This is a genomic window from Candidatus Poribacteria bacterium (genome assembly GCA_026706025.1).
GTDB lineage: Bacteria > Poribacteria > WGA-4E > WGA-4E > WGA-3G > WGA-3G.
In genome coordinates this window covers 1-23,090 of sequence record JAPOZO010000020.1, presented here as the reverse complement: position 1 = coordinate 23,090, position 23,090 = coordinate 1, and the positions used below count along the sequence as shown (strand labels likewise).

Below are 23,090 nucleotides of genomic sequence, written 5' to 3'. Positions count from 1 at the left end.
TGGCAGCACGCGCCAGACGCGGACTGCCATTTTTTTAGGGTTCAGTGGTTGATTAAGTGTAGATTTTGGGGTTGTGTGGTTTCCGAAGAAGGCGATTTGGGTCCGATACCGCAAACGGTGGTGTCGCCGCTCGAAAAGCCGCCGTCGAGAAACACTGCCCCTGTTGATTTTCAAACCGAAGGCGTTACGAACACGCCTGACGATACAGCGGACACACCGATGTCCGATGAAACCGAGGCGGATACGATAGATGAGACCGAGATGCTTGATATGGCGGATGCGTTCCTACCCGATGATGTTGTTTCAGCGGACGCACTCGATCCTTTATTTTTCCCGCCAATGGCGCGTATGCTATCGGGTACGCCAAGAAGCATATCTCTTATGCTGCAGGGGCTTCCAGACGCATCGGCATGATGAGGGAAATATACTCATCCTCGCTGACCGGCTTAATAAGAACAGGATTCAACTCGCCTGTAAATTCAATCGCCAAAGACTCGGTTTGAATGTGTGCCAACGCCTCTATCAACAAACGCGCATCAAAACCGATCCTCACATTTCCGGAGCCAGACTCTACTGGCACTGTCTCGTGTGCCTCTCCCAATTCGGGAGTTCTTGCGTAAACCCGAACCTGTTCGGTATCAATCTCTAAACAGATCGAATAGTTCTTTGGATTTGACAGCAGTGCCACACGCCGTGTTGCGCTCAAGATCTGGTCTCTTGAAACGACCGTTCGCCCCTCAGTGGATTCGGGAATAATCTTCTCATATTTCGGATACTCTCCCTCCACGAGCCGGGTTGTCAAAGTCGCATTGCCATCGGTAAAGAGGATTTGGTTTTCAAAAACGGAGACTTCCACCTCGCCAGCATCAGCAAAGGTCTTCGCGATCTCTCGAACCGCCTTGAGTGGGACAATGAATCCATTGGCTTCGCCGGATGCGTTAAGCGACTCGCAGTGTGTGAGCGCGAGACGTTTCCCATCAGTCGCAACGACTTCGGTCCTGTCCTGAAGGAGATTAAAGTAGAGCCCGTTTAGAAAATAGCGGACCTCCTCCGTAGATGCAGCAAATTCCGTTTTCTGGATGACATCAATCAACGTTTCTCCGCCGATCGACAAGGCTTCGCCTTCAACAGAAGGCAGCTGCGGGAACTCTTCATCCGGCATTCCGATAATCTTGTAAACACCATCGCCGCACGTAATTTCAACGCGGTCGTTTGCTGTCGTTACCAAGTCGATCGGTTTATCCACGGGCAATTCTTTGACAATATCGCCCAATTTCTTGGCGGAAACAGTAATTGCCCCGCCTTCTTTGACTTCTCCATCGACCTTCATTTTGATGCCGACTTCCAAATCTGTCGCCATACACTCAATCGTGCCATCCTCCGCTCGGATAAGAACGTTCGAGAGGATAGGTAAGGCATTCCGCCCACCGGCTACCCCTTGCAGGACCTGTAAGGCGTATAACAGGTCATCTTTTTGAAAAGTTAATTCCATCCCAAAATCTCCATATCAAGAATTGCTAATAGAATTTACGCTAATTTTTGTCTACCGCTAATACGGACAATGTGTACTGTAGTTAATAAAACTGTGTCTCTCCGTTTTAGTCGCACCAACCGAGAATTTTACAAGCGATGCCGACCGAATCTAATTTGGCAGAGCCATCCAGTTTTAGAGATCGTTCCTACAAGGAAGAGTTTTACGGAAAAAAATCGAAATTATCGGACAATTGAATGGCTCTGTCTAATTTGGACGAAAATCTTGACAAACGTCTCTATTTAGTATAACATATTCAGTGAATACAATAAAGAAAAAATTTTAGTAATCTTAACAAGTTTTTAAGACAAGTTCTACAACACCGCGTCCACTTTACAACCCAAGTTTCCTGACAAGATATACACCCGAACCGTTAGTTTTTATAGGTCCCAACCGAAGTGACAAGCAAACTAACCGGTATCGTTCTTCTCCTTAAAATATGCACACTACGGCTCCACACACCTCGCATGCAATCGCGAAACGCGCAGTACTGATTGGCACCATCCTTATCATTGGAAATAGTTACTGGATCGCTTACGTCGAGATGATTTGGCACACTGCGCATCTGACGACAGTCGCGATGTCCGTCAATGTCATGTTCGGCATTTTGGCGATGACACTGTTGAACATCGGTGTACGGCGTATCTTTCCACGGATCGCCTTGGAACCGCGCGACCTCCTCGTGGTATACAGTATGCTCGCTGTGGGGAGCGCGTTTTCAGGACACGATTGTATTCCGCGCCTGATGGGACTTATCCCCTATGCCTTCCGCTTCGCTACACCGGAAAACGATTGGGAGGCACTCCTCTTTCACCATCTCCCCGAATGGCTTGTCGTGAAACATCCGAAAACAGTCACCGATTTCTACGAAGGTGAGGTAAACTTCTTTACGGAAGGTTATGTACAGTACTGGATTGTACCGATCCTCTCTTGGTCAGCAGTAATCTTTCTGTTGATGCTCATCTTTCTCTGCTTGACTGCCCTGCTTCGCAAGCAGTGGATCGAAAATGAAAAACTCGCGTATCCGATTATCCAGATTCCATTAGAAATTACCACCAACCGCCATATCTTCAGGAATCGCTTGCTCTGGATCGGTTTCGGGATAGCTATGGGTATCAATCTACTCAATGGGCTGCAGTTCTTTTTTCCGGTACTTCCAGAGATTCCAGTCCGAAAGTACAATCTGAATATCTACTTTACACAGAAACCGTGGAACGCCATGGGCAGCATGCCCCTGCGGTTCCACCCATATCTGATCGGTTTCTCGTTCATTCTACCGTTGGATTTAGCCTTCTCGTGTGCCTTCTTCTACTTGATGAAGAAGGTCCAGCTGCTGGTTGGCAGTGCCGTCGGGATCGCCACGTTACAGGGTTACCCATTTTTGGGTGAACAGGGGGCAGGCGCGTTGTTGGCACTGCTCGCGATTGCGTGTTGGCATGCGCGAAAACACTTTGCATCCGTGCTGAGACAAGTGGTTCATCCGAATCGCAGGGAATCACAAACTGAAGCACTCTCATATCGGAGCGCGGTGATAACGCTTGGGATCTGCCTCTTACTTCTCGCTGTTTTCTGTATCCGTGGCGGGATGTCGCTGTGGGCATTCGCGATTTACATCAGTATCTATCTGATGATCGTCGTCGGATTAACTCGGATGCGAGCAGAACTGGGACCCCCGATACACGCTATCGGCTATCTTACGCCGCAGTATATGATGATCTCGCTACTCGGTACACGGCGTTTACGCCCAGGCAACCTAACGATGCTCTCGCTCATGAATTGGCTCAGCGGTGCGAGTTATGCCTCCTTCCGAACCCACCCGATGCCGGACCAGTTAGAGGCATTCAAACTTGCCGAGCGTACCGGTATCCGAAACCGAACGATGTTTGCCGTATTAGTTATCGCGAGTCTCGTCGGTATCCTATCAAGTCTGATTCTCTATCCTTACGCGATTTATAGTGAAGGGGTGGCTGCTGGTTCGGAGCAGATTCATGCGGGTGGCGCGGATACATATAACTTCCTTTCGTCATGGTTAGTGAACCCGAAACCAACGGATTGGCTCGCGACCTCGGTGTTAGGTTTAGCATTTGCGGGGAATTTGGGCATCATGTTCTTGCGCTCGCGTTTTGTGTGGTGTCCATTGCACCCAGCAGGATATGTTATCGGCGTCGCGCCAGGGACAACAGATGTGATCTGGTTTCCGCTGCTCCTTGCGATGGTAACGAAATGGCTCATTCTAAAACATGGCGGAATCAATGCCTATCGGAAAGCAGTACCCTTCTTCATCGGCCTGGTGTTAGGTGAAGCATTGATGGGGTGTTTTTGGCCCCTGTTGAGTCTTATACTCAGGTCGGCAGTGTATAGTTGGATTTAGCATTTCAACTGCTTGAGGCACTGCGACTTGATATATCAATTTTTTCTTGACATTCGGCAAATTCTATGCTAATATTTTATAAATATATTTTGCTTTTTTAAAGCACCTCGGGAGGTTTATATCCCTTAATTCTCCATTGGAAAAGACAGAAACTCACTTTTTTGAAGGAAACCGTTTTTTCGACAACGGAGAAAAACGAACAACGGGCCCGTAATAAAAAAATGATTGAAGTCAGAGAACTCACAAAATCCTATGGACCTACGGTTGCTGTCAACAAAGTCTCGTTCGAGGCACACGCCGGTGAAGTATTAGGTTTTCTCGGTCCCAACGGTGCCGGAAAGACGACTACAATGCGTATCCTCACCTGCTATCTCGCCGCCGACGCGGGCAGTGCTACTGTCGCAGGATACGATATATTTGAGGCATCCATTGAAGTCCGGAAACAGATTGGTTACCTCCCCGAAAGCGCACCGCTTTACACCGATATGGGGGTCCTTGAATATCTGAATTTCATGACCCAGGTGCGGCAGCTCCCTAAAAGCCAGCGGAAAGAGCGAATCCGTTCAGTTATTGATACCTGTGGACTTGAGGATGTCATCCAGAAAGACATCAGTGAACTCTCCAAAGGTTACCGCCAACGTTTAGGACTGGCACAAAGCCTCATTCACGATCCTCCCATCCTAATTTTAGATGAACCGACCTCCGGGTTAGATCCGAGCCAGATCATTGAGATTCGGAATCTGATTAGAGACATCGGGCAGGAGAAATTGGTGATCTTCAGCACACACATTTTGTCCGAAGTCTCTGCGACTTGTAGTCGCGTCCTGATCATTAACAATGGCGAGATTGTCGCGAACGGCACACCGGACGAACTCGCCAGTCAGGCAAAGGGCGAGGAAATTGTTCATATCGCCATCCGGGGCACCCAAGAAGCCGTTGAAGCCAAGCTGAATGAATTAGACTTTGTTTCGCAGTGGACACATGTCGAAACGGCGGACGGCATTGTGGGTTACCAGATCAACGCTGCACAAGATAGTAATGCCGCCGAGGCTCTCTTTCATGTGGTTGTGAAAAACGGGTGGAGTCTGACAGAACTCCGCCAAGAATCCGCAGATTTAGAAGATGTTTTCCTTAATTTGACAGATAAAGAACAGACACACGTCCAAAACCAACGATCCGCAGAACGGGCGGACGATAGTAATGACGCATCGTAAAAAACCATGACGAATATTACAGCAATTTTTAAAAAGGAATTCAGAAGTTATTTCAATTCACCTATCGCGTATATCTTCATCACATTTTTCCTCGGTCTCTCTTCATGGCTTTTCTTCCGTGGCTTTTTCTTCGGTAACCAAGCAGAAATGCGCGGCTTTTTTGGGTTAATGCCGTGGATTTTTCTATTTTTCATTCCTGCTGTTACCATGAAACTTTGGGCTGAAGAGAAAAAGATCGGTACAATAGAAATCTTGATGACGCTGCCAATTCGAGATTATGAGGTCGTTGTCGGGAAATTCTTGGCGAGTTTTGTGCTGCTTACCGTAACCGTCCTCCTCTCACTTGTTATCCCTTTTTCAGTCATGTACTTCGGGGACCCAGATGGCGGTACTATTTTTGCCGGATATATCGGACTCCTGCTAATGGGTGCGGCATATCTTGCGATAGGACTCTTCACCTCAACACTGACTGAGAATCAAATTATTGCCTTTATTTTGGGAATTTTCACCTGTTTTGTGTTGCTCATCATTGGTGAAGATATTGTGCTTTTCAATACCCCGGACTGGCTGTTCCCGATTTTCAGCTATCTTGGTCTCGGTGCACATTACAGTAGCATTCTACGGGGTGTGCTTGATTCTCGCGACATTATCTACTATCTGTCGCTGATCGGCTTTTTTCTTTATCTCAGCACATTGGCAGTTGAAAGCCGCAAATGGCGTTAGGAAAGGAGGTAAACTATTTTGGTTAATAAACGGATCACACACGGTGGCAACACCCTCGCCTTTGTAGCAATCATCCTCGGTATTCTCGTGTTGATTAATTTTCTATCAACACGCCGTTTTGTTCGGACTGATCTCACTGAGGACAAACGCTATACCATCTCGAAAGCAACCAAAGATGTGTTGCGAGCATTAGATGATATTGTTACAATCACTGTTTACTTCTCTACATCGCCAGCTGAAGTCGCGCAAGTCGGACGTAATGTGAGAGATATGCTCGACGAATACAAGGCATTCTCAAAAAATCTTCAGATCGATTTTGTGAACCCAGCAAACTTTGACGATGCCCAGAAACAGGAACTCCGTTTCAAGGGCATCCCCGAAGTGCAAATCAACGTTATGAAAAAAGACAAAGCGGAAATCGCTAACGTCTATATGGGTGTTTCAATCGGTTACAGCGGTAAAGAGGAGGCTTTGCCGGTTGTGCAATCAACAGCGAATCTTGAATATGACCTTACCTCCACTATCCTTAAAGTCACTACAAAAGAGGCAAAAACGGTCGGATTTTTGACGGGGCACGGTGAATTTGATATCAACGATCAAAACTATCAGCAGTTCCGCCAACTCTTGGATAAAAACGGAAAAGGACAATATAATGTCACCTCTGTCAGTCTGCAAGGTGGAACAGCGGTTGATGATACTGTCACGACGCTGGTCATCGCTGGCGCGAAGCAACCCTTGACAGAACGCGAGAAATATGAGCTTGACCAGTTTATCATGCGTGGTGGCAGAGCGATCTTCTTAGTTGATCCGATTCAGCTCCAACCGGGTACAATGCAAGCGACACCGCTGAGCACAGGACTCAATGACCTCTTGGAACATTACGGAGCCAAACTCGGTAATAATCTGCTTATTGATAGAAAATTCCACGACAACGCTCGGTTCCAACAAGGTTTTATGACAGTTTTTCAACCGTATCCGTATTTTGTCCAAATCAGAAAACCGAATTTCTCGGCAGAACACGCGGTTACGAACCAGTTAGAGACATTGACGTTACCTTGGACGAGTTCCTTAGAGATCATAACCAAAGAAGGCATCACAGCAACGACGTTAGCGAAAACAAGCGAATTCGGACAGACGCTTCAAGGTTATTATAACCTTATGCCGAATTTTCCGATCCCCGATACACAGACACAAGCCTATCCTGTCGCTATCGGATTGGAAGGAACATTCAAAAGTTTCTACGCCGATAAAGAGATCCCGCCAGCCGCAAGCGACAATGCTATGAGTGCAGAGGACGGCGAATCCGCCACCTCAGTACAAACAGACCCAGCACGAACCACTATAACCGAAAGTGCACAGACACAAATTGTTGTGGTAGGCAACGCACAATTTCTAACACAGATGCGCCCCGACGGTGTTAACTTTTTCTTAAACACTGTAGATTGGCTGACGCTTGGCGATGCTCTCATCGGTATTCGCTCACAAACGATCACAAATCGACCACTCCGCGATGCTTCTGAAATCGAGAAAAACCTAATTAAATATCTGTGTATTGCAGGTATCCCGCTGATAGTTATCATCTTCGGACTTCTGCGATATTTCTTAAAAAGTCGAGCCAAAAGGATGGTAGAAACCTTTAGCACGCGATCTATGAGTACGGATTAAGAACAGATAGAGGAGATTTTAACAGTAAAAAATGAAAACAAAACAACTTCTGATTTTAGGTGGCGTTTTTGTTTTGTTGCTACTCGTCGTCCTAATTTTTGAGAACCCGTTTGGGAAGAGCGAGCACGAAAAGAAAGTTGAGACAGCGACGCCCCTGTTTCCAGGTTTCAACAAAGAAGAGGTTGCGAAAATAGAAATCATCGCGATTGATGGAACGGCAACGCTCTCAAAACAAGACGGGACATGGATAGTCGCCTCAATGGACAACTACCCGGCGGATAGCGAAGGTATTGCCGAACTGCTGACCAAAGTCGGGGAATTCAAGAATACGCAGCGCGTCTCCAACAACCCGGAAAAACAGGCGGAATTCGAGGTGGATAATACCGGTGTCGAAGCGAAACTGATGGATGAAAACGATAAACTGTTGGCGCATCTGTTCGTCGGTAAAACAACCCCCGGCTTTCTGAGTAGTTACGTACGCCCAGCGGATTCCAACGATGTCTATGTCGCACAAGGCTACCTCCAATCCGTTTTTAACAAAGGCACGCGCACCTGGAAAGATCGGACCATCTTCGATTTTAGCAAGGGAAATGTTACCGAACTTAACATCTCTTCACCAGAGGAAATGGTCGAACTGCGTCTCGATGCAAACGGGACATGGCAGATGCTTAAACCTGAAACCGCTGCAGCCAATACAACTGAGGTTGACAACCTTCTTACAACCCTCAGCGGATTGAATACAGACGACTTCGCTGAAGCGACAAGCACGCTTTCCGATTACGGCTTAGATACACCACAGTCCGTTATAGCCGCTACGCTGAATGATGGCACAACGGCGACACTGTACATCGGAAAAGAGGAGGAGGGCAAACTTTACGTCAAACGCGACGACAAAGAGACCATCTTTAGACTCTTCAAATCAAATGTAGATAGGCTCATAAAAAAATCTGATACACTCAAAGCGGAGGATCCCGCGCCAGCAGTCGAGACCGAGTAGTGGACCTATCAGATATGGAAATCTCGGCACAGATACTGCATCAAAGGAGATTTATTATGGATAAATTTAAATGCTTGTGTTTAGGTTTTAGTTCGCTACTCGCCATAATCCTCACCGGATGTGATCCACAAATCATATCACCAATAGTTCCATCACCGGAGAGCAGGAGCATCCACGTTAACGGAAGCGGTTCGGTCACAGGTGAACCGGATATAGCAACGCTCTATTTAGGCGTGTCTGTTGAGAAAGCATCGGTCGAAGAAGCGCGCGAGATAGCCGCAAGCGCAATGACAGCAGTAATTGCGTCTCTGAAAGCCAACGACATCGCTGAAAACGATATTCAAACTGAGAATTTCAGTATCTACCCGCAGTACGACTATACGGATGAAGGACGCGTGCTCCGCGGCTACACGGTCAATAACACTGTCAGTGCTACGGCGCGAGAACTCGAAAGCCTCAGCGATATAATTGATGATGCCATTGGAGCCGGTGGAGACATTGTCGTTGTAAATTCGATCCAATTTATGATTGAGGACCCCACACCTTTACAATCACAAGCGCGTGCCTTAGCAGTGAAGAACGCCGAAGCGAAGGCGAAAACTTTAGCAGAAGCGAGTGGTGTTATCCTCGGAAAACCGATTACTATCACAGAGACGACGCGTACTGCGGGACCTCCGATTGCTTTTGCTGAGGCTGCTGAATTTGCTGCCGACGAGGCACGTAGCTCCACCCCTATCCAAGCTGGCGAACTCACCGTTACTATTAACGTCAGCATAGCTTACGAGATTGAATAGAGACTTCTCAACACTGTAGGAACAGGTTGCAAGCCTGTTCCTACCTCACCGAATCACAGGCACCAGACGCCATCCCTGTCCCTCCGTAAATTCTCGGACGCTCAAGCACCAAACGACAACCCGCTTCCCCTTCATGTTATCGCGCCGCCGATAAAGGTTCAAGCGGGACGGTGTTGCGCCGGAACCCCGAACCGCTACGACATCTACAGGAAACCCAAAATGCAGATCCCCTTTAATTATCTCTGAACACCCTCGCAAAATTGTATCGCCATTGAAGTGCAAAACTCATTCCGATTTTCCCATTTAGAGGACTAACGAGCAACCGGTTCCATTCATTCTCGTTTGGCAAGCGCGCGAAGTCTTTGTAATTCTCCACCACCCAATTATCCGCTGCATCAATGATTCCTAAAGTTATCGGTTGTGCTTTGGCTATCGAAAGTAGACTCTCAATCTCACGTTCCGGTATTGCGTCTTTATCTTTATGGGCACGCTGTTCATTTTTCTTTCTGAAGTCTATTCCTGCCTCAAGGACCAATTCTTGTATCCTATCTGCCTCTTGTATTGCATCAATGATGCGAAGCAAGTGCTTTGCTCGCCAATCGCTCTGATTGATGTACGCGAGAAATCGAAAAATCTTTTGTGTCCACGCTTCGTTTTGGACTATCAACCAATCCCGGTGTTTCCGCGCTATTGCAGTCAAAGCGAAATCCGCTAATTCCGTATTTAAGAAATAGTGCCATTGGATGACTTGAAGTTTCAATGGCGGATGCAATTTTCGCTTCTGATAGTCAGTCAACACAATGAGCGCATCGTATTCACTTCCAAGAAGTCTCTCGTACGCTGACACAAAAGGTTCACTGGTAGCGTAATTTTGAGAAGGTGCTTTTATACCCAAGTCGAGGTCTGGTATATCAACACCTCGTGCAGGGTTCAAGCGAAACTGAGGTATTTCAATGTCTTGCAAAATTACAGTCTCAAGAACAGCAACAAAAAGCATTTCAATAACGCTGCCAACTGTTTTTCCATCAAGATTGGGAAGTGTTTGTTGATCGCGAAGTTGTTCATACCAATGCGGTAAAGTCTCATCGCGTCCAACGCGCGATAGCACCGGATCAAGCCTTTCAAGGTTTACGCCTTGAAGAGCATGATTTAATTCAATCATAGTTTCCTCAAGCCTTTCTCGAAGCAAATTACGCAATTCCGCTTTTGTCAGCATAAATTATCGGCTCCTGAAACAGGTGGAGTTGTTGTCCTTTAACGTTTTCTAACGAGGTCACACGATTCTCTAAAATCTTATCAAGCACCCAACTTGCCAATACAGGCGGAACAGCGTTACCATATAAGGCATACTGATTATAGATGGAAACCGCAGAACAGTGATCATCAGGAAAACCTTGTAGACGCGCATATTCTATATTTGTTAAGCGACGATATCGATCTCCCACTTTGTAACGTTCATAATGTCGACTGGTAGCCGCTGTAAGTGTTGGTGCAATTCCATCAATACCAAATACTGTATACCCCATGCGAGCCCCTCTCTTCTGATTATAGAGGAGTTGAACACCATCAAGAAGTCTATTAATCCGCGTGCTTTCTTCTAAACGTTGGAGCGTACTCTCGGTAAAATCAAAGGTTGAGTCAACAGTAGATTGCAGAACGCTACGTAGTGTTACAGATGGCTTCGCTTCCGAGAAGTATTCCAAGTCACAGGCAAAAAAACGTTGACGAAATGCTAAACCCCAATTGGCAAATTTTCGGTGGTGCTTTTCAATCGCAACCCAGTTTGACATATCCGTGCCCCAACGAAAATCGCTTTCCAAACCATCACAAAGATCTTCTAAACTTGCAAGCCTGATTGTAGGATAATTATCCTTTACATCTAAAGAACCTAATATAAGCACACGCTCTCGGTTCTGTGCCAAACCGAAGTGTCTCGTATTGACTAAACGCCATTCAATATGATAACCGAGTTCTGTGAGTGCAGAAAGCACTGTTGCAAAATGGACCCCCTTTTCCATTAAAAGCAGACGTTTGACATTTTCTAAAATGAAATAGCGCGGACGATGTGTTCTTAAAACCTCCACAATAACAGAGAAGAGTAGTCCTCTTGGGTCGCGAAAACCCCTTTTTTGTCCAGCACTACTGAACGGTTGACAAGGAAAACCGGCAGTGAGCAGATCATGCGAAGGAATCTCATGTGTCAATTCCCGAATATCGCCTTGACGAATTTCAGCATCGCCAAATTGACTCCGATAGACTTGACAGGCTTTTGGACAAATATCATTTGCCCACAACGTCTGAAGACTTTTCTGGGCAGCAGCTAAACGAAATCCACCTATCCCTGCAAAGAGTTCAACTGTTGTCTTAATCGCTTCAGAAGCCATTCGCTATTTTCCTTATTGTGGATTCGATTCAAAAAGTGCTGCCTGTTTAGAAGCAGACAAGGCAGAAAGCGTAGATTCTCTCATTGGTAGAGCTTTCCCCAAATTGCTTCTAAATCCGGGGTACATACGTAAGTTTTATCCTGATTAAAAGGTGGATCGAGAAAGGAGAGGTCTACGCTTGCAGGAAAGTCGTTGCTATCCAGAGCAGTCGTGCAATTTTCATGGAGGACGATGCAGCTTTTTTTAGATGAATTGCCCATAGTGTTTACGCGTTTTTACAATTAGGGTGATTCCGGGGTATCTCCCTCTGAAGGCTTGCCCCACGGCTCATTCTCGAAATCCCGGACTGCAGCACCCAATTCACCCCAGAGATACTCGTCCCATAAATCCTCAGAAAGCATTTCAAGCTGCCGGTGCCGGATATAGTCTCGGAACTGCTCACCCTTCGGTTCATCTGATTCAAGAATTTGTGTCTCTTCTGCCATAATGTGTATCCTCTGAGAAAAAATGCCTTTCGCTGCATCTGCGAGTCTTAAATCCTGATTAATTTTCCAATGAGACGACCTGTATGATTGTCATTCTCAACGACGACCTTACCATTCACAAGGGTGTAGTCGTACCCCTGCGCTCGCTGCGTCCAACGTCCTGCCCCAACAGGTAAATCATAAACAAATTCAGGGATTTCCATGCGGAGGTTATCTGCATCAATCACATTGACATCGGCATAGTAGCCCGGCTTTAGGAGCCCGCGTTCAGGAATTCCGAAGGCTTCTGCGCCATCGGAAGTCAACCGCCGGACGGTCTCTTCAAGAGAGAATAACTGCCGTTCACCGTGCCAATATGTTAATGCGTGCGTTGAGAGGGAAGCATCACAGATTGCGTTGACATGCGCACCTGCGTCACCGAGACCGAGGAGGGTATCTCGGTAGCGTACAACTTCTTCAACATGTGAAAGGTTATGATTGTTTGTTGCGAAAGCGAAGAGTTGTCGTCCACCGGTTTCGCAGAACAATCGGACAATCGTCTCTATCGGACGTTCGTTGTTTTCCTTGGCAATATTGCGCAATAGATTTTCCGGTTTACGGACATACTCGCATTCCATCGGTCCAAAACGATATAGCATTTTACCGAGACGTTCATCACTCTCTGGAGAAACGTCCAGGAGCTTCGCACGCGTTTTTTCATCTTGAATCGCTGTGAGTCGCTCAGGATACGAGAGGCTGTATAACTCACGCCATGCACTGGCATCGCGAATCGGCATCCAATTGCAAAGTCCAACCATTACAGTGTTGACGCGGGAAGACACCATCGGCCGCGCTTGTGCGCCGTTAGCCCGTTCTTCATCAAGCCAGCCTAAATAAAGTGTCTGAATCGTCGGCACGGCTTCATGTGTGAATGCACTGAAGATGACAGGACATCCACCCTGCCGGTTTACCTCGGCGATGCGGTGAATCTCCTTTCGGGTCTCTGGATACTCTGTCGTCGGGTAATTTTCATATTCACCGAAGCCAGGTGCCCATTGGAAAACACCTTTGTTGTGCCTGCCTACGGCTTGCGCGAGTGCGACGAGTTCATCAAGATGTGCGAAAGTCCCAGGAATAGGAATGCCTTCAGAGGTTTTGTGAGTAAGGGTCCGAGAAGTGGAGAATCCGAGTGCGCCCGCTTCCATGGCTTCATCAATAGCAGCCTGCATCGTTTGCATCTCATCAGGGGTTGGGTTCCGGTCTCTTTCCAGGCTCTCTTCACCCATCGCGTGGTAACGGGTCGCTGCGTGCCCAATCATACCACAGACATTCACACCTTTTGGGCATGCGTCCAAGGCATCGTAGTACTCCCCAAAGGTCTCCCAATCCCAACAAAGACTCGACATGATACTTTCCGCAGGAATACCTTCAACGCTCTCAAGCACTTTCGCCAAAACCTTATGGTCGGTTTGCTTGACAGGTGCAAAGCTCACACCACAACTTCCAAGAACGAGCGTAGTGATACCGTGCCAACACGCAGGTGTGCCGAGCGGATCCCACATGAATTGCGCGTCCATGTGTGTATGGGTATCTATGAACCCCGGCGTGACGAGTCTACCGGTGGCATCAATCGTCTCGTAAGCGGCTTCAGACACATCACCTACAGTTGTGATCCGTTCACCGTTGATGGCAACATCGGCTTTGACACCCGGGTTACCCGTGCCATCAATGACGGTTCCGTTACGAATGATGAGATCATGCACTGTTTGTCTCCTTTGTCGGATGGAGGGACAGTCTGGTTCTATGCAATTTCAGATTAGACCGTATACTGCTTTAGCGTGTCGTCATCTAAATTCTCTAAAACATCTTTCGGGTCGTGCTGCTCGCCCTTCTCGAGTTCTTGTTCAGAGAATCCATGGTCTGCAATCACGTTTTCGGCAATATAGATAGGTACTTCGCAGCGCAACGCAAGTGCAATAGCATCACTGGGACGGCAATCTACTTCAATCGGCTTATCATTCACTTCCAAAGTGATGTGTGCATAGAACGTCCAACGGTTATTCAACTGTTCAACCGAGTGTACACACACATTTATGACCTTTGCCGCAAGCGTCTGAATCATATTTTTCAGCAAATCGTGTGTCATCGGGCGCGGGAGTTCTACATTTTCCAAATGCATCTGAATAGCTGCCGCCTCCGACTCGCCGATCCAAATTAGCAGTATCCGGTTTAGACTGTCCTCTTTCTCTTTCAGGACTACGATTGGCGCGCCTGTCCCCCGATCAATAGAGAGAAAATGAACTTTAACTTCAGTCTTCGTCTGTTTCTCAGTATCCATTTGTGCATCCTTTCATACGCCCAGCGTTTAAGGCACCGTCGCTTGGTGCCCCCGCCAGTATCTATTCAAAAGAGAAGGTGGGGATGTAGGGGTTGGGTAACCCAACCCCTACTCACCTTCACAAAAAATGTCAATTAATCGGCATCAGGTGAATCATCTGAACTGACTTGCGCATCCACCGCCAATCCGGCATCAGGTGAACCATCTGAACTGACTTGCGCATCCACCGCCAATCCGGAAGCGTAATCCCGAACAGTCCGGGCAATCTTTTCGGTGTCTAAACCGCTGAATCCAACAATCTCCTTGAGCAAGGGCACGGCTGCCCCAGCGTTGACAATCGAACTGAGAACCCGGTTCATACCGCCGCCACCATTGCCGTTTCCGAGGTCAAGTACCCGGATGCTTTCAATGCGTTCTGCGGGTTTCATCAATTCGCCTGTCACCTCAGGGAGTGATTCCACGAGTGCCAATATAGCATCACTCACGAGAACTTTTGAATCCGCCTGATTCTTCGCAGCAATAGAGGCCTCTTCACCATCAGCCTTCGCTTTCGCTTCAACGAGCAGTGCCTCTGCAAGAATTCTCTGTGCCTGCGCCTCAAGTTCAGCGGCTTCAAGGGCTGCCTTGGCGGCTTCTATAACAGCGTATGCCTCTGCATCCGCATTGCGTTCTTTGGCAATCCGTTCCTCATCGGCTTCTTGCTCCGCACGGATCAGTTCGATTTTGCTTTGACGTTCCGCTTCCTCAATAGCTTCGGCTGTTGAAACAGCTGCTTCGGCTCTCGCCTTTTGTGCACTCACCTCCAAGAGTTCAGTGAGTGCCGCCTCACGTTCCTTCTCTTTGATTGAAACCTGGACTGCGTTTTCGGCCTGCGCCTCTTTTTCCTCGCGATCTTTCTCAACGAGAACGATTCTACTCGCGATGCTTGTTTCCTCTACAGCGCGTTCCTGCTCAATCTTGGCAGTTTCGACAGAAAGATTACGCTCGATTTCTGCTTCTTGAACCGTTTGTTCTTGTTGCACACGTGCAATTTCGATTGCCTGCTTTTGTGCAATTTCTGTCTCTTCGACTTGGCGTTCCTGTTCAATCCGAGCGGTCTCTAACCGCTGCTTCTGCATAATCTCCGAGGACTTGACCGCCTCTTCCTGTTTGATGCGCGCTTCTTCAACAGCCTGCTGTTGCTCAAGTTTGTGCGCTTCAACCTCGCGTTCCTGTTCTGCCTTGTTCGTAGCGATGGCTTTCCGTTGCTCTTCTTGTGCAAACTCAAGCCGTCTCTCAACCTCTAACCCTTCCGTTTCCGTCTCCTCCTCGCGCTGCTTAATCTCAAGTTCGGCTTTGAGACGATCCTCTTCACGCTTCACCTTGTTTTCGTGCTCAATCCGAGCCGTTTGCGTCTGCTTATCTTCAACCTCTTGCTTGATCGTCTGAATTGCCACAACATCAAAACGGTTATTCTCGTCAAGCGCATCAAGCGGGGTCTGGTCAAGATTCGTGACAGCAACGCTTTCTAATTTAAAGCCGTTTTGCTCAAGATCATCGCGACAGGCTTCCTGAACTTGGTCAGAAAATTCTTGGCGTTTTTCGTGCAGTTCTTGGAGGGCCATAGTTGCAGCGACACTTCGTAGGACCCCGACAAGTTTCCCTTCAAGGAGTTTATTAACTGCTTCCGGGGTTAGGGTTTTATCACCGAGACTTGCGACAGCTTTGAGGACATCTTGTTCGTTTGGTTCAATCTTGACATAGAATTGCGCCTCTATATCAACCCGTAAACTGTCTTTTGTAATCAGCGCGCCTTGTCCTGTACGTTCAACAGGTAACTGGAGCGTATTTAAGGAAATGAGTTGGTGCGTGTTGGTAATTGGGTTAATAAGGGTCCCACCAAAGACGACGCGTTTTTTGCGTCCACCAGAGATGACTAACGCCGCATCCGCGGGTGCCTTTTTATAGAACGAACGATAGACTAACAGAAAAATAACGATCAGCGCAACAACACTGCCGATAATGGTGACAAACATACTGGGATTCATATTTCATTTCTCCTTATGGCGTTTAACTTCGTTTCTGAGATAGCGGGGTATATATAGTATATCTTCTTTAACATCGGGAACCACACCCAAACCCAAATTCGTTCAATTCAGCAGACAAATCTTCAAAAAACGCTGAATTGACGCTAATCTACTTCACTCTTTCTCACGTCAAAGATCCGCTTTGTGCGATCATAGTTTACGAGAATCACAGTATCTCCCTTGACAGGAGTGGCTTCATCGGATTTAGCACGGCAACTGACCGTTAACTCCGGACCCTCTGGAACTTGGACACGAGCTGTCCCAAAAGTTGTGGTAATTTGTCCACTAATAACGCGTCCACTTAAACCGAGGAGGTGTACATCGCTGATGGCTCTCTCACTTTCAGGGAATAGTTTTGAAAGGGCGAGAGATATATAGCGCGTACAGACAAAACAACAGAAAAGAGCAATCACACACGATATCCAAACCCACCCGGGTCTTTCTGGAACATTAAGGAATGCGTTGGCAATAAGTCCAGCAACACCCCATGTCCCAAATAGCGACATCAGCACAACCATCAACGGGACTCTCCCAACATTCAGGAACCCAAATACGTCGCCGAAAGAGAAACCCTGCCCGCCCGCATCTACAGCCACATCCGCATCGGCATCTATATCAGCATCCACGTCTACATCGGCATCTATATCCACATCGGCATCTATATCTACATCCGCGTCTATATCTACATCCGCATCTACATCGGCATCGGCATCCGCATCACCGAAGTCCACTGCTCCCATAGCAAGTCGAAAGAGCGCAAATATGAACACAATAGTTAACGGTGCCGTAAACCAGACATTATACGAGGCAAGGAAATAAGTCAGGAATTCTTTCATGGTTTTCTTCTACTTTGCAATCTGATCTGTAATGTAGATGTAGGCACATCGTGCTGAACGGAAGTTGATATTATCGATCCAATGGACATTACGCAGAACGCTAATTTCAAGTCTCGCTTGTCTAAGTAGCCTATGTTTGAACTGGCGGACCAATTTCACATCACGAATCTCGGTGAACAACAGATTACACCGGATATTCGCATAAGAAACGGCGAGGCTGCCTATATACCGTTCATCTAAAACCAGCACCCGCCGCGTCGTGATAAAAACGAAATCCGGACGCAGCAAATCTGAACGCCCGAGGAGGCACAAACAGACATCTTCATCCTCGCCTATATGCGCTCGCACAGTTTTTTGAATACGAGGTGGCATGTTCGTAAATTCAGCCATGTTATTTCGCGACCAAATCTATTGTCGGCAAGAACAGAATCAGTTGTGGGAATGGAGGTGGCGGGAATCGAACCCGCGTCCGAAGGCATTTCAACAGAGGCTACTACATGCTTATCACAGGTTTTAAGGTTCGCCTATAAGCCTCCCCTGTGCAGGATTCAGAATAGACTATCTCAAAAGTGGTTCGCGGCACGCCCCTTGAGAATGAGCGAGCGGCTAGCCCGTATTACGACGCTTTAACTTCCCTGACGGGCAGCAGGTCGGTCAAGCGTAGCCGCGTTTAGGCAGCTAGTGCTAATTCTTCATCAGCAATTATAAGTGTTCCGCCTATTTAACGAGGCCTGCGGAGACCTCGGCATGCAACCTATATCTCATTTACCTTCGTCGAAACCTTGACACCCCCAAAATAGTAGTCAGTGGTCAGCCATCAGCAGTCAGCAAGAGAATTTTGTGGTAGTGACGTATATTCTTGATCCCACACATCAACGGCTAAAAAGGTGGTGTAGCAACATTACCTGAAACCGATAACCGTTCTGCGATTGATGGTTTTTCAGAACGTTGTTAATTGTATGATCGGATTTCATTTGCGGTTGCTTCACGTTCAATCTTATCGCGTTTATCGTAAAGCCGCTTACCCATTGCAACAGCCAATTCTACCTTCACTCTACCGTTGCTGAAATACGCGCGCGTCGGAACGATCGTCATCCCCTTTGAACGGATTGACCGTTCAAGTTTCGTGATCTCTCGGCGATTTAGCAGGAGTTTGCGCTTGCGTTTTGGTTCATGGTTAGCGATATTTCCGTGTTCATACGGACCGATGTGCGCATCAATCAGAAATACCTCGCCGTCAGTTACTTGTGCGTAACTGTCTGTTAGGTTAAGCCGTCCTGCGCGAATCGCCTTCACTTCAGTGCCTTGCAAAACGACACCCGCTTCATACCGGTCACGTAAGTGATAGTCATATCGCGCTTTGCGATTAAGGGTAATCATTGGGGTTGCAGAATCTTTGGCACTTTTCATGGTGATTTTAAGTATACCATAGTATTAATGTACATGCAAGAAAAAACTGTTGGTTGTTAGTCGCCAGCAGTCAGTACTCAGTTATCAGTTGCAACGAGGATTCGCCTAAAACGTTGACCTAAACAGATTCCTGTGGAAAAAATTGAAGTTTTTTCTTAAAACGGGATTTTAGTTGAAAACTGAAAGTATATCTGATAAACTATATCATAGATACCGCGTTGTTGGAAGTGCCAAGCACGGTACTTCGATTGCGCTCCAAAACTGAGAAAGGGGTCTTTTGATGCCAGAACTTTACGACACACGTGCACCGAATCCACCTTCACGTGCGATCTTGGTAGGTGTAAAACTACGAAATATGCTGATGGACGAAACAGAAGAATCGCTGCAAGAACTTCAACAACTCGCAGAGACTGCCGGCATTGAAGTCGTCTGTAAGACAATTCAACCGCGTAACATGCCAAATCCGACGTATTTTATCGGCGAAGGAAAGGTTGAAGAACTCAAACCGCTTACCGAAGAACTCAACGCGGACGCAATCATCTTTGACGAAGAACTGTCGCCAGGACAAAACCGGAACCTTGAGCAGGCACTTGATGTTGCTACAATTGACCGGACGGGGCTTATCCTTCAGGTTTTCGCGCAACGCGCACTGACTAAAGAGGCACGGTTACAAGTAGCCTTGGCACAACTCGAATACGCACTTCCACGCCTCACTCGGATGTGGACGCACCTTTCACGACTCGCGACAGGCGGTGGCGGTGGTAGACACCTCCGGGGCCCCGGTGAAACACAACTCGAAATGGACAGACGCTGGGTGCGTCGGAACATTGGACAGGTTAGAAAGGCACTTCAAGCCGTTGAAAAGCAGCGCACTGTCCAACGCAGAAACCGCTCCGAAAAAGTCAAAGTTTCTCTCGTCGGCTATACCAATGCCGGAAAATCGACACTTTTCAACCGTTTGACTGGTGAGAGTGTCTTGGTTGAAGATAAACTGTTCGCAACCTTAGATTCAACCACACGAAAGGTGAATTTGCCACAAAAACAGCAAATCCTCCTCAGCGACACTGTCGGATTCATCAAGAAACTCCCACACCAGTTAGTCGCAGCATTCAAGGCAACACTCGAAGAGGTAACGGAAGCCGACCTGCTACTTCACGTTATTGATGTAAGTCATCCAGAAGCAGAAGCACAGATCGCCGCCGTAAACGAAGTCCTTGACGAATTGGATGCTACGGAGATTCCAACGCTTATGGTTTTCAATAAAACTGACCGGCTTAAAACCGAAAACGACCTACACCTGCTACAGTGCCAACATCCAGATGCGTTTCCAATCTCCGCGCAACGCGGCGATGGCGTTGAGACATTAATGGATACACTATCAAAGCGGTTTGCTGAACTCGGTACGAACCTCTCCTTCAGTATTCCATACACAGAAGGAAAAACCCTCGATTTACTCTATAAACACGGCACCGTGCTTAACACAGAATACACAGACGAAGCCATTCACGTTGAGGCACGCCTGCCGAACCGTTACCTCAAATCGGTCTCCGAATTTTTGGTCTCTTCTGAAGGATAGCAGATAAGATGCGATGGCTTGACCAGACTGACATCGGACACGACCTGCAAATCTGCCCGGACTGCGACAGGGCATACGAGGTGCTTGATCAGTTTTTGGGCAGCCCGTCGTCAGAACAATCGCACAACTGGATTGATGCCGTGTTCAACGATATGTATTATGTCGCGATTCGGTGTCCGCAATGCCTCGAAACCCGACACCTCTGTATACAATCTCTAACGGCTACACAGTTTCATAACGAAAAGGAAAAGCAATGAAGATAGGTGTTACCCAAATTATACTTGGAGGCATGTCGTTAGACGATACGCTCTCCCTCTGCCAAGATGCCGGATACGATGCCGTTGAACTCACATTCGGTGAAGGAAAAGATACCGACATCAATATGAGCGACACGGAACTTGGCGGCATCGCAGCGAAGTGTGAGACGGCAGGTATCGAAATTGGGAGTATCACAGCAGGTTACGCCGACCGTGGTAACCTTCTCAGTTTGGATGCAACGCAGCGCGAAAAAGGGGCGGTCTCTCTCGCCCGTGGTTTGGAAGTCGCAGGCGCACTCGGTGTCGGCGGGATTCTACTGCACCCCGGTCAACTCACCGCTGAGGGGACATACCAAGAAGTTTGGGATAACCTCGTCGGTATCCTGAAAGACTTAGCCCCTTCAGCAGAAGCACACAAGGTTGCAATCGGGCTTGAAAACGTCTGGAACAAATTCCTGCTCAGTCCTAAAGAGATGCGCGATATTGTAGATGAGATAGATAGCGAATGGGTAGGCACCTATCTTGATACCGCAAACATGATGGCTTACGGTTACCCGGAGCACTGGATCCGTGAACTCGCACACCGCATCAAACGGGTCCATTTCAAAGATTTCGCCCGCGGTGCACACCAGTTCGTTAATCTCTTAGATGGCGATACGGACTGGAAAGCAGTCATGGAAGCGTTTCGGGCAATCGGTTACGACGGTTACGTCATCCATGAAGTGGGTGGTGACAGGGCAGCTCAGATTGACCTTGCACAACGGATGCGTAAAATCGTTTCGATGTAACCACGAAAAGAGAAGGCGATGGCTTTACGAGAAACCATCGCCTGATGCCGGAGGTCGGACTCGAACCGACATGGACCTAGGGCCCGCGGGATTTTGAGTCCCGTGCGTCTACCAATTTCACCACTCCGGCTCTGCTCAGCAACATATATTATAGCACACTCTCAGCAAAAGGTCAAATTTTTATAGTTTTCAGACTGAAAACTGACAACTAAAAAACCATGGCGAACCAACAACGAAACCTTGCCTCCGACAGCATATTCCAACGCTTCTTGACGAGCGTGATCGCACTCCTTAGCCAATTGCGTGAAAGGGAAACATGGCGAACCTTATGGCATTGGGTGCTTTGGCGCACGATACCCAAACGCCGCCGTATTCTTAGGCGCATACAAGAACTCCAACCGCTTCACCCAAACGCCCCGCCTGAAATGCGTGCGCTTAGGGATGAAGTCTTCGCAAAAAGCTGCTTAGAACTGAAACGTCCAGAACAAGAGCAGATTCTCTTGGATACGCTGGCACATACCGATCAACCGCTCGGATTTGAACAAATCTTTTTTGCGGCTATCTATCCCGCCTTACTCAAACGCGATATGGTGACAAGCCCAATTACGACTGAAGCCGCGCACCGGCTTGACGTAGAAATCGGTTATCTTGGACACAATGAAGACTATTTTTTCTGGGTTTTTGAGATTGATGGCACAAAACGCCTCACACTAAACACGCCGCTCAATCCGAGAATGGAGACGCGGGAGGATAAACGCTATGTCGTCTATTCACTCGGAAGTAATGGACTTGTGGATACAGACTTTGCCGAATACGCTGAGCAGTGGCTGCTCGATTCACCCCGTTTGACAATTGCACTCCCGCTGCTCGCTGCAGCTTACGCTGATCAGTGGATCCTCAACGCGCGCCTCTATCTGTCACACATCCTCACAGATCTGAAAAAGCGGAATTATCAGATCACAGCAGTGACAATACCTGATTTTGAACGGGCGCGGTTGTCACTTTTACGCCGCCTCTCCCTGGACCGGCTAAGAAAACGTCAACTTCTGTCCGAACGCCGAAATCGGTGAGGTAGATACCGGGTTCAATTGAGAAACAGATGCCAGAGATTAAGGCACGTGCATCACGCGTCTCTAAGTTATCTAAATTTACGCCGTTTCCGTGGATAACAGTGCCGATGTTGTGTCCAGTCCGGTGAATAAAGAATTGTCCGTATCCCTTTTCAGTGATATATCCACGGACACAATCATCGACTTCATAACCGTGAATAGGTTCATCGACCGCCCATTTTTCCCGGATGAACCGTATCGCTCTATCCCGCGCTTCCTTGACAATATCGAAGATTTCAACGTATCGGGGTGGAACGGTTTCCCCGGCATAAGCCACCCATGTCGTATCCGCAAAAACCGCGTCTGACTCCTTCTGCTTCGCCCACAAATCAATCAAGATGAAATCACCTGTTTTAATCGCTTGGGTATCCGTTGCAGTGGGTGCATAATGCGGGTCGCTGCTCTTTGCATTCACAGCAACTATGGGTGGATGGTCTGTAACAAGGTCCATCGCATCAAACTGTCCGAGAATCTCTTGCTGAACATCATATTCGGTAATCGCTTTTCCATCACGCAGCTGCGAACCGATCCACGTGAAGGCGTAATCTTTCGCTTGCAATACCAAGT

General features: G+C 47.7%; 22 protein-coding genes, 1 tRNA gene and 1 other RNA gene. 11 read left to right on the top strand and 13 right to left on the bottom strand.

The features are described from left to right. Positions 1-75 precede the first annotated feature (75 nt). Positions 76-414: a hypothetical protein gene (locus OXH00_04010; GenBank protein ID MCY3740165.1), complete on the top strand. Its 339-nt coding sequence runs from the start codon at positions 76-78 to the stop codon at positions 412-414. Here the strand turns inward: OXH00_04010 and dnaN are convergent. Continuing rightward, positions 380-1,492, bottom strand: a complete 1,113-nt coding sequence (gene dnaN, locus OXH00_04005) for a DNA polymerase III subunit beta (GenBank protein ID MCY3740164.1) — start codon at positions 1,490-1,492, stop codon at positions 380-382. The genes OXH00_04010 and dnaN overlap by 35 nt on opposite strands. A 478-nt stretch (positions 1,493-1,970) precedes the next feature. Here dnaN and OXH00_04000 point away from each other — a divergent pair, with 478 nt between their 5' ends. The 6 genes from OXH00_04000 to OXH00_03975 all read left to right on the top strand — a co-directional run bounded on the left by OXH00_04000 (position 1,971) and on the right by OXH00_03975 (position 9,295). After that, positions 1,971-3,902: a hypothetical protein gene (locus OXH00_04000; protein MCY3740163.1), complete on the top strand. Its 1,932-nt coding sequence runs from the start codon at positions 1,971-1,973 to the stop codon at positions 3,900-3,902. Positions 3,903-4,123: 221 nt separating this feature from the next. Continuing rightward, positions 4,124-5,116, top strand: coding sequence for an ATP-binding cassette domain-containing protein (locus OXH00_03995; protein MCY3740162.1), 993 nt, complete (start codon positions 4,124-4,126; stop codon positions 5,114-5,116). A gap of 6 nt (positions 5,117-5,122) precedes the next feature. Continuing rightward, positions 5,123-5,839: an ABC transporter permease gene (locus OXH00_03990; GenBank protein ID MCY3740161.1), complete on the top strand. Its 717-nt coding sequence runs from the start codon at positions 5,123-5,125 to the stop codon at positions 5,837-5,839. A gap of 18 nt (positions 5,840-5,857) precedes the next feature. After that, positions 5,858-7,504 (top strand): Gldg family protein, encoded by a 1,647-nt coding sequence (locus tag OXH00_03985; protein ID MCY3740160.1) that lies wholly within the window; start codon positions 5,858-5,860, stop codon positions 7,502-7,504. A 31-nt stretch (positions 7,505-7,535) separates the two neighbouring features. After that, positions 7,536-8,501 carry a DUF4340 domain-containing protein gene (locus OXH00_03980; GenBank protein MCY3740159.1) on the top strand — a complete coding sequence of 322 codons (966 nt, stop codon included), beginning with the start codon at positions 7,536-7,538 and terminating at the stop codon, positions 8,499-8,501. A 56-nt stretch (positions 8,502-8,557) separates the two neighbouring features. Beyond that, the gene (locus tag OXH00_03975; protein MCY3740158.1) at positions 8,558-9,295 is read left to right on the top strand and encodes an SIMPL domain-containing protein; all 738 of its coding nucleotides are present in this window, start codon (positions 8,558-8,560) and stop codon (positions 9,293-9,295) included. 232 nt (positions 9,296-9,527) lie between these two features. Here OXH00_03975 and OXH00_03970 read toward each other — a convergent pair whose 3' ends face one another. The 10 genes from OXH00_03970 to smpB all read right to left on the bottom strand — a co-directional run bounded on the left by OXH00_03970 (position 9,528) and on the right by smpB (position 18,793). Further along, on the bottom strand, positions 9,528-10,511 hold the full coding sequence (locus OXH00_03970) for a hypothetical protein (protein MCY3740157.1): 984 nt from the start codon (positions 10,509-10,511) through the stop codon (positions 9,528-9,530). Further along, the gene (dcm, locus tag OXH00_03965; protein ID MCY3740156.1) at positions 10,486-11,679 is read right to left on the bottom strand and encodes a DNA (cytosine-5-)-methyltransferase; all 1,194 of its coding nucleotides are present in this window, start codon (positions 11,677-11,679) and stop codon (positions 10,486-10,488) included. Before dcm ends, OXH00_03970 begins: the two co-directional genes overlap by 26 nt. Before the next feature lie 281 nt (positions 11,680-11,960). Further along, positions 11,961-12,164, bottom strand: coding sequence for a hypothetical protein (locus OXH00_03960; protein MCY3740155.1), 204 nt, complete (start codon positions 12,162-12,164; stop codon positions 11,961-11,963). A 47-nt stretch (positions 12,165-12,211) separates the two neighbouring features. Next, positions 12,212-13,906: a D-aminoacylase gene (locus OXH00_03955; GenBank protein MCY3740154.1), complete on the bottom strand. Its 1,695-nt coding sequence runs from the start codon at positions 13,904-13,906 to the stop codon at positions 12,212-12,214. Between the two features lie 53 nt (positions 13,907-13,959). Then, positions 13,960-14,481 carry a bifunctional nuclease family protein gene (locus tag OXH00_03950; protein ID MCY3740153.1) on the bottom strand — a complete coding sequence of 174 codons (522 nt, stop codon included), beginning with the start codon at positions 14,479-14,481 and terminating at the stop codon, positions 13,960-13,962. 134 nt (positions 14,482-14,615) lie between these two features. Next, entirely contained in the window at positions 14,616-16,508 is a 1,893-nt protein-coding gene (locus OXH00_03945) for an SPFH domain-containing protein (protein MCY3740152.1), read from the bottom strand. A gap of 143 nt (positions 16,509-16,651) precedes the next feature. Continuing rightward, positions 16,652-17,383, bottom strand: coding sequence for a DUF1449 family protein (locus tag OXH00_03940; GenBank protein ID MCY3740151.1), 732 nt, complete (start codon positions 17,381-17,383; stop codon positions 16,652-16,654). Positions 17,384-17,392: 9 nt separating this feature from the next. Beyond that, positions 17,393-17,773, bottom strand: coding sequence for a hypothetical protein (locus tag OXH00_03935; GenBank protein ID MCY3740150.1), 381 nt, complete (start codon positions 17,771-17,773; stop codon positions 17,393-17,395). A 49-nt stretch (positions 17,774-17,822) separates the two neighbouring features. Next, positions 17,823-18,176, bottom strand: a transfer-messenger RNA (tmRNA) gene (ssrA, locus tag OXH00_03930). Between the two features lie 158 nt (positions 18,177-18,334). Then, entirely contained in the window at positions 18,335-18,793 is a 459-nt protein-coding gene (gene smpB / locus OXH00_03925) for an SsrA-binding protein SmpB (GenBank protein MCY3740149.1), read from the bottom strand. Positions 18,794-19,073: 280 nt separating this feature from the next. Here smpB and hflX point away from each other — a divergent pair, with 280 nt between their 5' ends. From hflX to OXH00_03910, 3 genes are read left to right on the top strand one after another with little or no spacing between them, the layout of a single operon-like run. Next, positions 19,074-20,369 (top strand): GTPase HflX, encoded by a 1,296-nt coding sequence (hflX, locus tag OXH00_03920; protein ID MCY3740148.1) that lies wholly within the window; start codon positions 19,074-19,076, stop codon positions 20,367-20,369. Positions 20,370-20,377: 8 nt separating this feature from the next. After that, positions 20,378-20,626: a hypothetical protein gene (locus tag OXH00_03915; protein MCY3740147.1), complete on the top strand. Its 249-nt coding sequence runs from the start codon at positions 20,378-20,380 to the stop codon at positions 20,624-20,626. Next, the gene (locus tag OXH00_03910; protein ID MCY3740146.1) at positions 20,623-21,414 is read left to right on the top strand and encodes a sugar phosphate isomerase/epimerase; all 792 of its coding nucleotides are present in this window, start codon (positions 20,623-20,625) and stop codon (positions 21,412-21,414) included. The genes OXH00_03915 and OXH00_03910 overlap by 4 nt, the downstream gene beginning before the upstream one ends. 45 nt (positions 21,415-21,459) lie before the next feature. Here OXH00_03910 and OXH00_03905 read toward each other — a convergent pair. Continuing rightward, positions 21,460-21,544: transfer RNA gene (locus OXH00_03905), tRNA-Leu, on the bottom strand. A gap of 88 nt (positions 21,545-21,632) precedes the next feature. Between OXH00_03905 and OXH00_03900 the strand changes: the two genes are divergently transcribed. Then, positions 21,633-22,484, top strand: a complete 852-nt coding sequence (locus tag OXH00_03900; protein ID MCY3740145.1) for a hypothetical protein — start codon at positions 21,633-21,635, stop codon at positions 22,482-22,484. Here the strand turns inward: OXH00_03900 and OXH00_03895 are convergent. Then, on the bottom strand, positions 22,372-23,090 hold a 719-nt coding region (locus OXH00_03895), incomplete at its 5' end, for a M24 family metallopeptidase (protein MCY3740144.1). The genes OXH00_03900 and OXH00_03895 overlap by 113 nt on opposite strands.

What these genes read in the sequence shown, in the direction of transcription:
- dnaN (MCY3740164.1), bottom strand. Translation starts at nt 1,492, where the DNA reads ATGGAATTAACTTTTCAAAAAGATGACCTGTTATACGCCTTACAGGTC.
- OXH00_04000 (MCY3740163.1), top strand. Translation starts at nt 1,971, where the DNA reads ATGCACACTACGGCTCCACACACCTCGCATGCAATCGCGAAACGCGCA.
- OXH00_03995 (MCY3740162.1), top strand. Translation starts at nt 4,124, where the DNA reads ATGATTGAAGTCAGAGAACTCACAAAATCCTATGGACCTACGGTTGCT.
- OXH00_03990 (MCY3740161.1), top strand. Translation starts at nt 5,123, where the DNA reads ATGACGAATATTACAGCAATTTTTAAAAAGGAATTCAGAAGTTATTTC.
- OXH00_03980 (MCY3740159.1), top strand. Translation starts at nt 7,536, where the DNA reads ATGAAAACAAAACAACTTCTGATTTTAGGTGGCGTTTTTGTTTTGTTG.
- OXH00_03975 (MCY3740158.1), top strand. Translation starts at nt 8,558, where the DNA reads ATGGATAAATTTAAATGCTTGTGTTTAGGTTTTAGTTCGCTACTCGCC.
- OXH00_03970 (MCY3740157.1), bottom strand. Translation starts at nt 10,511, where the DNA reads ATGCTGACAAAAGCGGAATTGCGTAATTTGCTTCGAGAAAGGCTTGAG.
- dcm (MCY3740156.1), bottom strand. Translation starts at nt 11,679, where the DNA reads ATGGCTTCTGAAGCGATTAAGACAACAGTTGAACTCTTTGCAGGGATA.
- OXH00_03960 (MCY3740155.1), bottom strand. Translation starts at nt 12,164, where the DNA reads ATGGCAGAAGAGACACAAATTCTTGAATCAGATGAACCGAAGGGTGAG.
- OXH00_03950 (MCY3740153.1), bottom strand. Translation starts at nt 14,481, where the DNA reads ATGGATACTGAGAAACAGACGAAGACTGAAGTTAAAGTTCATTTTCTC.
- OXH00_03945 (MCY3740152.1), bottom strand. Translation starts at nt 16,508, where the DNA reads ATGAATCCCAGTATGTTTGTCACCATTATCGGCAGTGTTGTTGCGCTG.
- OXH00_03940 (MCY3740151.1), bottom strand. Translation starts at nt 17,383, where the DNA reads ATGAAAGAATTCCTGACTTATTTCCTTGCCTCGTATAATGTCTGGTTT.
- OXH00_03935 (MCY3740150.1), bottom strand. Translation starts at nt 17,773, where the DNA reads ATGGCTGAATTTACGAACATGCCACCTCGTATTCAAAAAACTGTGCGA.
- smpB (MCY3740149.1), bottom strand. Translation starts at nt 18,793, where the DNA reads ATGAAAAGTGCCAAAGATTCTGCAACCCCAATGATTACCCTTAATCGC.
- hflX (MCY3740148.1), top strand. Translation starts at nt 19,074, where the DNA reads ATGCCAGAACTTTACGACACACGTGCACCGAATCCACCTTCACGTGCG.
- OXH00_03915 (MCY3740147.1), top strand. Translation starts at nt 20,378, where the DNA reads ATGCGATGGCTTGACCAGACTGACATCGGACACGACCTGCAAATCTGC.
- OXH00_03910 (MCY3740146.1), top strand. Translation starts at nt 20,623, where the DNA reads ATGAAGATAGGTGTTACCCAAATTATACTTGGAGGCATGTCGTTAGAC.
- OXH00_03900 (MCY3740145.1), top strand. Translation starts at nt 21,633, where the DNA reads ATGGCGAACCAACAACGAAACCTTGCCTCCGACAGCATATTCCAACGC.